The sequence below is a fragment of the Nonomuraea roseola genome, assembly GCF_039535395.1.
GTDB classification, from domain to species: domain Bacteria; phylum Actinomycetota; class Actinomycetes; order Streptosporangiales; family Streptosporangiaceae; genus Nonomuraea; species Nonomuraea roseola.
In genome coordinates this window covers 328,909-340,244 of record NZ_BAAAXC010000012.1, presented here as the reverse complement: position 1 = coordinate 340,244, position 11,336 = coordinate 328,909, and the positions used below count along the sequence as shown (strand labels likewise).

Here is an 11,336-nt window from a genome sequence, read left to right as displayed (position 1 = left end):
ATATGAATGTCTTCGCGCGCCTGCGCGACATCGCCGGCAACCTCGACATCGTCGTGGTCTTCGTGGTGGCCCTCGTGGTGGGCGTCCTCGACCTGCTCAACGTCATCAAGGACGGCGAGGCCGACGGCGTCATCCTCCCGGTGCTCGCCGCGCTCGCCTTCGTCTGGATCAGGGACCGCTCCAGACAGCGCAAGGTAGCCGACCAGCTGGCCAGGGTCGCCACCACGACGGACGGCATGTGGTCGCTGCTCACCAGCGGCCAGTCGGTCATGACCCTCACGGGCCCCGCCATCAGCCGCGAGCTCACCGAGGCGCGCGCCGAGACCGACAGGTGGCTGTTCAAGGGCAGCACCGGCACCTTCACCCGCGCGGTCACGCTGCCCGAATGCCTTGAGCAGGCCCAGCGCCAGCGCCGGAGAATCACCTTCAGGCTGGAGATCCTCGACCCCTCCGACCTCGACCTGTGCGCCGCCTACACCCGCCTGCACCAGGACCTGGCGCCCAGCGGCTCCGAGGAGAAGGACTGGACCGAGCTCGGCACCCGCAGGGACCTCTACGCCACGATCCTGGCCGCCTGCTGGTACCGCCAGCGCAACCGCCAACTGCTCGACATCGAGGTACGGCTCTCGCGAACCCTCTCGCTGTTCCGCTGGGACCTGTCGTGGAGCCGCCTGATCATCACCCAGCGCGGCCCCGCCTTCCCCGCCGTGGCCATCCCCCGCGGCAGCCCCCACTACAACCTGTGGGCCACCGAGCTGGAGAACAGCCTCAGCCAGGCCACCAGGCTCCCCCTGGAGCTGGCGACGCCGCTCAGCGAGCAGCCCACGACCGAGGAGACGCAGCGGCTGTTCACAGCCATCGGGCTGGCCGCCGATCTCGACCCCGGCGATCTGCGGGAGGTCGCGCGCATCGCCCTCGACCACCTCGACCCCTACCGGGACAAGATCCCGACACTCAACCTCTGAGGCGCTTCCACACCTCCGCGACCCTGGCGTCGAGCTCCTCCAGTGTGCCCTCGTTCGGGATCACGACATCGGCGACGCCCAGCCGCTCCTCCCTCGAGGCCTGGGCGGCGATACGGGCCCTCGCGTCCTGCTCGGACATGCCCCTCACCCTGGTCAGCCGGTCGAGGCGGACCTCGTCAGGGGCGTCGACCACGATCACGACCTCGTACATGGGGGCCAGCTTGTTCTCCACCAGCAGCGGGACGTCGTAGACCACCACGGCGTCGTCGGGCGCCTGCCGCTGCAGCTCCTCCACCCGCTCGCCCACCAGGGGATGGACGATGCCGTTGAGCGTGGCCAGCCTGTCGGAGTCGGCGAACACGATCGCGCCGAGCTTCTCCCTGTTCAGCGAGCCGTCCTCGCGCAGGATCTCCTCGCCGAAGGCGGCCACCACCCTGGCCAGCCCCTCGGAGCCCGCCTCGACCACCTCACGGGCGATCTTGTCGGCGTCGATTACCACGGCGCCCCGCTCGGCGAGCCTCCTGGAGACCTCGCTCTTCCCCGACCCGATGCCTCCGGTCAGACCCACTCTCAGCATGAGCGCAGCCTAGCCGCGCCGAAGGTGCACCAGGGTCAGATGGTCATCCATCCGTTCCCTGTGGGTCTCTTTATAGCCAAGTCGCCGATACAGCCGCAGATTCCCCTCCGACAGGTGCCCGGTGAACAGGTCGAACGCCTGGGCCTGGGGCACCTGCTCGTGGAGGGCCTCCAGCAGCGCCCTGCCGATGCCGCGCCCCTGGGCGTCGGGCGCCACCACGAGCCGCCCGACCAGGCAGGTGGTGCCCGCCAGCTGCCCCCTGACCGCGCCCACGATCCGCTCGCCCTGGCGGGCCTTGAGGACGACGCCGTTCTCGATCGCCCTGCGCACCTGCTCCACGGACTCCACCAGCGGGGGGATGAACGGATCACCGTACAGCTGGGCCTCGCTGACGTAGGCCGCCCGCTGCACGGTCAGAATCTCTCCGGCGTCCGTGCCCACCGCCCGCGCGATCATCCCCCCACCCTAGCCGGGCACCTCTCCGACATCCCTGTCGTACGGCAAGCCCGGCCAAGCGCCACCCTGGGCACGGGGCCGGCGTCTGTCCAGGGATACGCATCACCGAGCGCCCGCCCCACGGCCAACGGCCCCCTCCCCTGCCTCGAGCGCACTGATCCCCTACCCCGTCGAACCATGACGCCAGACGAGCTCCACCACGCGCCGGCCTCCCCCGCACGCCAGCACCCGCCGGACAGGCCCGACCTCCAGCAGCTCCCCCGCGCACGCTCGCTCCCACGCGCCCCTTTCAACCCCCACGACCATCCGCCGGCCTCCCGAGCCAGGCCCAGCCTGAGCATCGGTTCCGAGCGACTCCTGGGGTCCGGTCCACGGGTTGAGCCCTTGCTCGGTCTACGGGCCGAGCCCTCAGTCCGATATCCGGTCGAGCCCTCACGGCGGGCCGCGGGTCGGTGCGCCGGGTCTGCGATCCAGCCCCAAGGTCCGGGTCCACCTCCGGCACCGGGACTGCAAGAAGAACGGTGTAACTACTGATCAAGGAGACACACCTGATGAGTACTGTGATCCAGGCATCGTCGGAGATCGACCTGGAGGACGCCGCGGTGGCGCGCAAGGAGCCGGAGACCTCGGCTACGGACCGGGAGCTCGTCGGCCGGCTGGTCGACCAGGCCCGCGCTGAGGGTGAAGCGGGAGCGGCGTGAGGAGGATGAGCGGCGTAAGCCGTTGGAGGCGTATCGGATCGAGGAGTTGACGGAGTGCCCCGAAGCCGGGAGGCGTTCGAGGCGAGGCCGTGGGTTGGCTGCGTGGGTTGGCTGCGTGGGTTGGGTTGTGGTGGCGTTCGAGAGAGAACGTCCGGGCTTAGGGGAAGTAGGCGATCAGGGTTCGATAGGTTGGCTAGATGTCGATTGCCCGCACATCAGCACGACAGAGCGAATCCTCCGCTTTGTCGCGCCTGGCGTGGCTCGACGCGTTGCGCGGCATCGGCGCCGTCGCCGTGGTGGCCGAGCACATGCTGCCCTGGGTGATCCCGTCCCTGCGGCCGTACTGGTTCAACCTCGGCATGTACGGCGTCCTGGTGTTCTTCCTGGTCAGCGGCTACATCATCCCCACCTCACTGGAGCGCCGCGGCGACGTCGGCGGCTTCTGGATCGGCAGGGTCTTCCGCCTCTACCCGCTCTACCTCACTGTGATCGCCCTGGTCATGGCCACCTCGTGGTGGATGCCGATCCGCAGGGAGGTCCCGCGCGACTCCTCCTCGATCGCCGCGCACGCCACGATGCTGCACGACGTCCTCGGCACCGGCGCCGCCGTCGACACCATGTGGACGCTGGCCTACGAGATGGTCTTCTACCTCCTCGTCACCACCCTGTTCGTCATCGGCGTGCACCGCCGCAGCGGCCCCATCGCGATCGGATTCGGCGCCGCCGCCGTGGTCAGCGGCCTGCTGATGGCCGCCGCCCCGATCGCGCCCGGCCCGTGGCCGTCCTGGCTGGCCTTCGCGATCTTCTTCGCGGGCCTCGCCTGCCTGATCTCCGGCAGGCTCCGTACGGTCGCCGCCTACGTCATGGGCGCCGGCGCGCTCGCCCTGCTGGTGCTGAGCAGCAGGGTGCCGTGGTTCGGGCTGGCGATCCTCGCGGTGATGTTCGCGGGAACGGCGATCCAGCGGTGGGAGCGCCGCGAGGGCCCACTGTGGCCGGTGGCCGTCACCGCCGTACTGGTCGCGCTGGCCCCCGCGTGGGCGATCCACGCGGGCTGGTGGTGGGTGCGGCCGGGCGTCTGGATCACCACCCTCGTCCTGGCCGGAGCGACGTTCGCGCTGGCGATGGCGCTGCGCAGCCGTGAAACCTTCCGCTTCCTGGCGTGGCTCGGCATGATCAGCTACTCGCTCTACCTGCTGCATCACCCGCTGCTGCGGTACTTCGTGGGCCTGACCGGCGACCTGCGCAGGTCGCCGCTGGTGATCCAGGCGCTGATGGGCACGCTGTTCGTGGGGCTGGTGCTGGTGGCCAGCTGGCTGACCTACCGCTTCGTGGAGATCCCCATGCAACGCCTGGGCCGCCACCTCGCCACCCGCCGAACCTGACCCGCCCCACACCTCGCGCTTTCCCCGCCCTCACCACATGGCCCAACGAGCCGACCACTGACCCCGCCGCACACCACACTTCCCTCGCACTCACCACACCCACCGAGCCGACTGACCCGCTCACACCTCGCGCTCCCTCGCACTCACGACCGAGGTGCCGAGGTGCGTGCTGACGTGCCGACGTACCGACGTACCGACGTACCGACGTGCCGAGGCCATCGAGGGTGGGCCGTCCGTTGAGGTGCCTGGCCACGAGCGCTCGGTGATGCGTATCCCTGGACAGACGCCCACCCCGCGCCCAGGGTGGCGCGTGAGCGGGCTTGCCGTGCAGCACTCAAACGTCAACGGGCCCGCCGTGCAACACCCCAACGCGAACGGACTCGCCGCACAACACCCGAACGCGAACGGGCCCGCCGTACGACGTGAAGCCGTGCAGCACCAAAAAAGGTCGAGCCCCGCACGGAGGTCCGTGCGGGGCTCGACCCTTTTGTCTAGCTCAGCTCACGCGGTCAGCTCTGGCCGCCCGCGAGCTTCTCGCGAAGGGCCGCGAGAGCCTCGTCTGAAGCGAGCGCACCAGCGGCCGGAGCCGAGGAGGTGCTGCTGCTGCTGGACGGGGCCGGGGTCTCGCCGGTGTAGGTCGAGGGGACCTCGCCCGCCTCGGCCTCGGCCTTGCGGGCCTCCTCGATCTGCTTCTTGTGAGCCTCGAAGCGGGTCTGCGCCTCGGCGTACTGGCGCTCCCACTCCTCACGCTGCTTGTCGAAGCCCTCGAGCCACTCACCCGTCTCGGGGTCGAAGCCCTCGGGGTAGATGTAGTTGCCCTGGTCGTCGTAGGTGGCCGCCATGCCGTACAGCGTCGGGTCGAACTCGACCTCGGCGCCGACGCCCTCGTTGGCCTGCTTCAGCGAGAGGCTGATGCGGCGACGGTCGAGGTCGATGTCGATGATCTTCACGAAGATCTCGTCGCCGACCTGGACGACCTGCTCCGGGATCTCCACGTGGCGCTCGGCCAGCTCGGAGATGTGGACCAGGCCCTCGATGCCCTCCTCGACCCGGACGAACGCACCGAACGGCACCAGCTTGGTGACGCGGCCGGGGACGACCTGGCCGATCTGGTGGGTGCGGGCGAACTGCTGCCACGGGTCTTCCTGCGTCGCCTTGAGCGAGAGGGAGACGCGCTCGCGCTCCATGTCGACGTCGAGAACCTCGACGGTGACCTCCTGGCCGACCTCGACAACCTCGGAGGGGTGGTCGATGTGCTTCCAGGACAGCTCGGAGACGTGAACCAGACCGTCAACGCCGCCGAGGTCCACGAACGCACCGAAGTTGACGATCGAGGACACGACGCCCTTGCGGACCTGGCCCTTCTGCAGGGTGTTGAGGAAGGTCTGGCGGACCTCGGACTGCGTCTGCTCGAGCCAGGCACGGCGGGACAGGACCACGTTGTTGCGGTTCTTGTCCAGCTCGATGATCTTGGCTTCGAGCTCGCGGCCGACGTAGGGCTGCAGGTCGCGAACACGGCGCATCTCGACCAGGGACGCCGGCAGGAAGCCACGGAGGCCGATGTCGAGGATGAGACCACCCTTGACGACCTCGATGACGGTGCCGGTGACGATGCCGTCCTCGTCCTTGATCTTCTCGATCGTGCCCCAGGCGCGCTCGTACTGGGCGCGCTTCTTGGACAGGATCAGGCGACCCTCCTTGTCCTCCTTCTGGAGAACCAGGGCCTCGACGTGCTCGCCGACCTCGACAACATCAGCCGGGTCGACATCGTGCTTGATCGAGAGCTCACGCGAGGGAATGACACCCTCGGTCTTGTAACCGATGTCGAGCAAGACCTCGTCTCGATCGACCTTGACGACGGTGCCCTCGACGATGTCGCCGTCGTTGAAGTACTTGATGGTCTCGTCGATCGCGGCGAGGAAGGCCTCTTCGGAACCGATGTCGTTGACCGCTACCTGCGGGGTGCTCGAGGTGGCCTCGGTGCTGCTCGTCATGTGTGGAATTGCTCCGAACGCGGACAGATGTCGATGTGGCGGATGCGCAGCAGGCTCTCTTCCGCATCAAGCCGAGGATGACGTCATCGACGAGACCGAGCGCGAGCCCGCTCCGTCTGAGGCGCGCGCGAGCCCACAGCGCAGCGATCAGCATATGAGACCTGGCGACTGGGGTCAATCCGAGGACACGGGACGGCAAGAGACGCAAAGGCGTGCGAGGCCACCTAGTAGGGGTTGACCTGCCCGATCCGCTTGGCAGTGATATTACCCCGAGATTTCCGTGGGATGGAGATCCGTTGCGGGTCTCCATCGGAGACAAAGCGCTCACCAGGGTGTTTGTTCAGCCACTCCAGCCAATACTGCGAGCACCACTTGCGGCACTCGCCTCGCTTGCCGTTGCTCTGAATCCGCTGGATCGCGTTTCGGTCAAATTTTTTCGCGTATGGCGAAAGCGAGGGTTCGGCCCCCGCGAGGAAGACGCCTTCGAAATCGTAGGACATGCCGCCCCATGATCCCGTCCTGGCGACCTTCTTCGGGTGCGGCATCGAGCCGAACGGCAGCGCCAGCGTGTCGCTGAGCGGCGCGCCGAGCTTCTTCAGCAGCCGTTCGAGCCGGACGATCTGCTCCCTGACCTTCTTCTTCGGCAGGACGCCCAGGTTTGGATGGCCCCAGGTGTGGTTGGCCACCTCGAACCCGTGCTCGTTCAGCCACTGCACGGCCTTGGCCTGGTCGGTCTGGCTCTGCAGGCCGAAGGGGTAGCTGTTGATCCAGAAGGTCGCGACGGGCCTGAAGTCCGGATACTTCCTCGCCACGTCGTAGATGATCGCGACCGCGGTGTCCTTCTTCGGCGCGCCCTGGGCGTCCAGGGCGAAGTGGCTGGCGTGCCCGTCGTCGAAGGTCAGCACGACGGGGAACTTGCCCGCGGGCACCCTGATGTCGCCGGCCGCGAACTCCCTGGCGGTGATCGGCACATAGCCCTGCCTGGCCAGCTTCTCCAGCTCCTGCCGGAGCTGCGAGGGCGTGCGGTCGATCGAGGCCAGCCGCTTCTTCATGATCCGGTGGTACATGATCACCGGGATCAGTCCGAGCTCGTTGGCCTTGACCTGCTTGGCGAACTCGGGCGTCGCCGTGACCGGCTGCGGCGGCTCGCCGCTGGGCAGATCCGGCACGGCCTCCGGCGCGGCCTCGGGCTGCGTGGAGGACGGCGCGGACGGCTGCACGGTGCCGACCGCCGCTGCCTTTCCCGGGACGGGCTCGCCCGCGGTGGGGAGCACCAGCAGGGCGATGATCGCGACAGTGACGATCACGATGTTGGCTATCCCGATGACGCGCGTCAGGGATGCTGAATTCCGCACAGAACTCCCGTGCTCATCGAGGCCAGACCAACCACACCAGCCTAGACCAGATCCCCCCAAGGGCTCTCACGATCACCGGGCCCGGCAGGTGCATTTCATCCCCGGCTACCCCCGCCCTCCCCCGCAAACCCCTCCTTTCACGGAACCGAGGGGTCCGGGGGTCCATGGTCGGCGTTCGTCCCCTCACGGACCCGTGGAGGTCGAGCAGTCCGTGGGCGGACGTCGCGAGCCCGGCGGGTCCTGGGGGCCGGGAGTTCATGGGCCAGCGCCCATCCCGAACGGACCCGTGGAGGTCGAGCAGTCCGTGGGCGGACGTCGCGAGCCCGGCGGGTCCTGGGGGTCAGGAGTTCGTGGGCCAGCGTCCCCTTGGAGGTCGAGCGGTCCATCGGCCGACGCCCGTGAGAATCGAGAACCCATAGACCGGCATCCACCCCCCACGAACCCATCAAGGCCGAGCGACCCACGAGCCGGTGTGGAGGCGACAGAGGGTCGTCGTCTGTCAGGCGGTTGGCCTTCGGGGCGCGAGGGCGCGGCAGACCCGGGCACCCCCGTCTCGCCCCACCGGGTTACGGGCCCGGTCGGCGGTCCGCTTGGTGGTCCGTCTGGCAGCGGGGTTGGTGGCAGCGGCGGGCGGGTCAGTGGCCGGCGTCCTCCCAGGTGCGGCCGATGCCGACGGAGACCTCCAGAGGGACGCGGAGGCTGTAGGCGGAGTTCATCTGGTCGGTCACCACCTGGCGCAGCGTGTCCAGCTCGCCCGGCGCCACCTCGAACACCAGCTCGTCGTGCACCTGCAGCAGCATGCGCGACCGCAGCCCCTCCTCGCGCAGTGCCTGGTGCACGTTGAGCATCGCGACCTTGATGATGTCGGCCGCCGACCCCTGGATCGGGGCGTTGAGCGCCATGCGTTCGGCCATCTCGCGCCGCTGCCGGTTGTCGCTGGTCAGGTCGGGCAGGTAGCGGCGGCGTCCCATGATCGTCTCGGTGTAGCCGTCCTTGCGGGCCTGGGTGACGATCTCGTGGAGGAAGTCGCGCACGCCGCCGAACTCCTCGAAGTACTCCTCCTTGAGCGCCCGCGCCTCGGCGACGGGGATGTTGAGCTGCCCCGACAGGCCGAAGTCGGACAGCCCGTAGGCCAGGCCGTAGTTCATCGCCTTGATGCGGGCGCGCAGCTCCCCGTCGACCTGCTCGGGCGGCAGGTCGAAGACGCGCGCGGCGGTGGCCTGGTGGAAGTCGTGGCCCGACTCGAAGGCGGCGATCAGCGCCTCGTCGCCCGACAGGTGGGCCATGATGCGCAGCTCGATCTGGCTGTAGTCGGCCGTGAGGAGCGTCTCGTAGCCCTCGCCCACGACGAAGCCCTGCCTGATGCGGCGGCCCTCGGCGGTGCGGATCGGGATGTTCTGCAGGTTGGGCTTCTCGCTCGACAGGCGCCCCGTGGCCGCGACGATCTGGTTGAAGGTCGTGTGGATGCGCCCGTCGTCGGTGATCTCCTTGATCAGGCCCTCGACCGTGGTGCGCAGCTTCTGCTGGTCGCGGTGGCGCAGCATGATGATCGGCAGCTCGTGGTCGGTCTGGGTGGCGAGCCAGGTGAGCGCGTCGGCGTCGGTGGTGTAGCCGGTCTTGGTCTTCTTCGTCTTGGGCAGGTTGAGCCTGACGAAGAAGATCTCCTGCAGCTGCTTGGGCGAACCCAGGTTGAACGGCTCGCCGACCACGCGGTGCGCCTCCTCGACGGCCTGCTTGACCGCCGCGCCGAACTCCGCCTCGAGCCCAGCGAGGTACTGGCGGTCGGCGCCGATGCCGGCCCGCTCCATCCGCGCCAGGACGGTCAGCAGGGGCAGCTCGACCTCCTCCAGCAGCTGGGTGCCGCCGCGCCCCGCGAGGAACGTCTCCAGCGACTGGGCCAGCTCGCGCACCGCGTGGGCGCGCAGGGCGAGGTCCTTGGCTGGCGCGTCGTCGTCGTCGCCGAACAGCGCGGCCTGCCCGCCCGACTCCTCCTCGACCTTGAGGTCGCGGTTGAGGTAGCGGCGGGCCAGGTCCTCCAGGGCGAAGGTGCGCTGCCCCGGCATCGCCAGGTAGGCGGCGAGCGCCGTGTCGCACGTGAGGCCCCTGAGCTCCATCCCCTGGGCCCACAGAGCCAGCATGGGGCCCTTGGCGTCGTGGACGGCCTTGGGCCTCGCCGGGTCGCCCAGCCACGCTCTGAGGGCCGTTTCATCCGCTTCTGTGAGCCTTGTGGGATCGATGTGGGCGGCGGTGCCGTCGGGCGAGGCGATCGCGATGCCGTCGATGCGGCCGGTGCCGCTGCCGTACGCACCCTTGAAGGCCAGCCCGGCGCGGCCCTCGGGCAGCGCCGACAGCCACCCCGTCACCCTGTCGGGGCCGAGGATCACGGTCTCGACCTCGAAGCCCTGCTCGGGCTCCGCCTCGCCGGTGCCGAGCACCTTGAAGACGCGCTCGCGCAGCTCGCCGCGGATCTGCAGGGTGTCGAAGAGCTTGTTGATCTCCTCGCGGTCCCACGCGCCCTGCTGCAGGTCGGTCAGGTCGACGTCGAGCGGGACGTCGCGCATCAGCTCGGTGAGGCGGCGGTTCATGAGCACCTGGGCGACGTGCTCGCGCAGCTTGTCGCCGACCTTGCCCTTGACCTCGTCGACCCTGTCGACCAGCGCCGTGAGCGAGCCGAACTCACGCACCCACTTGGCCGCGGTCTTCTCCCCCACGCCGGGGATGCTCAGGAGGTTGTCGCTGGGGTCGCCGCGCAGCGCGGCGAAGTCGGGGTACTGCTGCGGGGTCAGGTCGTACTTCTCGACGACCGCCTCGGGCGTGAACCTGGTCATGTCGCTGATGCCGCGCCTGGTCATCAGCACCGTGATCTCGGAGCTGACCAACTGCAGCGCGTCGCGGTCGCCGGTGACGATCAGCACGTTCATGCCCTCGGCGGCGGCGCGGGTGGCCAGCGTCGCGATCAGGTCGTCGGCCTCGTAGCCAGGCAGGGACAGGTGCGGGATGCGCATGGTGTCGAGCAGCTCGTAGATCAGCTGCATCTGCCCGCGGAAGTCTTCGGGGGTCTCGCTGCGGTTGGCCTTGTACTCGGTGTACTCCACGTGCCTGAAGGTCGGCTCGGACCTGTCGAAGCAGACTGCCACGTTGGTCGGCTGCTCGTCACGCAGGATGTTGGTCAACATCGAGGTGAACCCGTAGACCGCCTCGGTGTGCTGACCGTCGCTGGTCATCAGGTTGGCGTCCTTCAGGGCGTAGAACGCGCGATAGGCAAGGGAATGCCCATCCAGGAGCAGCAGGCACGGACGGGCGGGGGTCGCTTCACTCTTCGGCACAACCGCAGCCTAGTCTCCAGGTGCGACAGAATGCCTGGGCACTAGGTACAGGAGGCTTCCCCTTGACGTTCGACATCGCCCTCATCGAAGAGATGAACAAGGGCACGCTGGGCGAGCGCGTGGGCATCGAGTTCGTCGAGGTCTCCGCCGAGCGGGTGGTGGCCAGGATGCCGGTGAAGGGCAACACCCAGCCGTACGGCCTGCTGCACGGGGGGCGCCTCGGTGGTGCTGGCCGAGTCGCTCGGCTCCATCGGCGCGGCCATCCACGCGGGCGAGGGCAGGATCGCGGTCGGCATCGAGATCAACGCCACCCACCACCGCTCGGCCTCCGAGGGCTACGTCACGGGCGTGGCGACCAGGCTGTACGGCGGCAGGTCGCTGGCCAGCTACGAGGTGGAGATCACCGACGAGCAGGGCCGCAGGGTCTGCACCTCGCGCATCACCTGCATGCTGCGAGACGCCTGAGTGACACGCGCGACTTGCGTGCTCTCTTTGCGCGGGGACCCCGCGGGTCGCTACCGTTGAGCCCATCAGAGCCCGCGGGGAGGCCCAGTAGATAACGTGTAGGGCCGGGGAAGCC

General features: G+C 68.8%; 8 protein-coding genes and 1 pseudogene. 4 read left to right on the top strand and 5 right to left on the bottom strand.

Features of this window, described 5'->3' with window-relative positions; genetic code table 11:
• The first annotated feature begins 2 nt into the window (after positions 1 to 2).
• Positions 3 to 965, top strand: coding sequence for a hypothetical protein (locus ABFX55_RS13640; protein ID WP_346120971.1), 963 nt, complete (start codon positions 3 to 5; stop codon positions 963 to 965).
• Here ABFX55_RS13640 and coaE read toward each other — a convergent pair.
• The gene (gene coaE, locus ABFX55_RS13635) at positions 955 to 1,542 is read right to left on the bottom strand and encodes a dephospho-CoA kinase (protein WP_346120969.1); all 588 of its coding nucleotides are present in this window, start codon (positions 1,540 to 1,542) and stop codon (positions 955 to 957) included. The genes ABFX55_RS13640 and coaE overlap by 11 nt on opposite strands.
• Positions 1,543 to 1,551: 9 nt before the next feature.
• Entirely contained in the window at positions 1,552 to 1,998 is a 447-nt protein-coding gene (locus tag ABFX55_RS13630) for a GNAT family N-acetyltransferase (protein ID WP_346120967.1), read from the bottom strand.
• 551 nt (positions 1,999 to 2,549) lie between these two features.
• Between ABFX55_RS13630 and ABFX55_RS13625 the strand changes: the two genes are divergently transcribed.
• Together ABFX55_RS13625 and ABFX55_RS13620 are read left to right on the top strand one after the other, a co-directional pair.
• Entirely contained in the window at positions 2,550 to 2,699 is a 150-nt protein-coding gene (locus tag ABFX55_RS13625; RefSeq protein ID WP_346120965.1) for a hypothetical protein, read from the top strand.
• Between the two features lie 242 nt (positions 2,700 to 2,941).
• Positions 2,942 to 4,081 carry an acyltransferase family protein gene (locus ABFX55_RS13620; protein WP_346120963.1) on the top strand — a complete coding sequence of 380 codons (1,140 nt, stop codon included), beginning with the start codon at positions 2,942 to 2,944 and terminating at the stop codon, positions 4,079 to 4,081.
• 509 nt (positions 4,082 to 4,590) lie between these two features.
• On the opposite strand, the gene rpsA is transcribed toward ABFX55_RS13620, so the two are convergent.
• The 3 genes from rpsA to polA all read right to left on the bottom strand — a co-directional run bounded on the left by rpsA (position 4,591) and on the right by polA (position 10,756).
• Complete coding sequence (rpsA, locus tag ABFX55_RS13615) at positions 4,591 to 6,075, bottom strand: 30S ribosomal protein S1 (protein WP_183659202.1); 1,485 nt, start codon at positions 6,073 to 6,075, stop codon at positions 4,591 to 4,593.
• 224 nt (positions 6,076 to 6,299) lie between these two features.
• On the bottom strand, positions 6,300 to 7,382 hold the full coding sequence (locus tag ABFX55_RS13610) for a polysaccharide deacetylase family protein (protein ID WP_346120961.1): 1,083 nt from the start codon (positions 7,380 to 7,382) through the stop codon (positions 6,300 to 6,302).
• Positions 7,383 to 8,065: 683 nt separating this feature from the next.
• A complete protein-coding gene (gene polA, locus ABFX55_RS13605) occupies positions 8,066 to 10,756 on the bottom strand; it encodes a DNA polymerase I (protein WP_346120959.1) in 2,691 nt (896 codons plus the stop codon).
• A gap of 92 nt (positions 10,757 to 10,848) precedes the next feature.
• On the opposite strand from polA, the pseudogene ABFX55_RS13600 reads away from it, so the two are divergent.
• A pseudogene (locus ABFX55_RS13600) lies at positions 10,849 to 11,221 on the top strand (PaaI family thioesterase).
• Positions 11,222 to 11,336: the final 115 nt, after the last annotated feature.

What these genes read in the sequence shown, in the direction of transcription:
- ABFX55_RS13640 (WP_346120971.1), top strand. Translation starts at nt 3, where the DNA reads ATGAATGTCTTCGCGCGCCTGCGCGACATCGCCGGCAACCTCGACATC.
- coaE (WP_346120969.1), bottom strand. Translation starts at nt 1,542, where the DNA reads ATGCTGAGAGTGGGTCTGACCGGAGGCATCGGGTCGGGGAAGAGCGAG.
- ABFX55_RS13630 (WP_346120967.1), bottom strand. Translation starts at nt 1,998, where the DNA reads ATGATCGCGCGGGCGGTGGGCACGGACGCCGGAGAGATTCTGACCGTG.
- ABFX55_RS13625 (WP_346120965.1), top strand. Translation starts at nt 2,550, where the DNA reads ATGAGTACTGTGATCCAGGCATCGTCGGAGATCGACCTGGAGGACGCC.
- rpsA (WP_183659202.1), bottom strand. Translation starts at nt 6,075, where the DNA reads ATGACGAGCAGCACCGAGGCCACCTCGAGCACCCCGCAGGTAGCGGTC.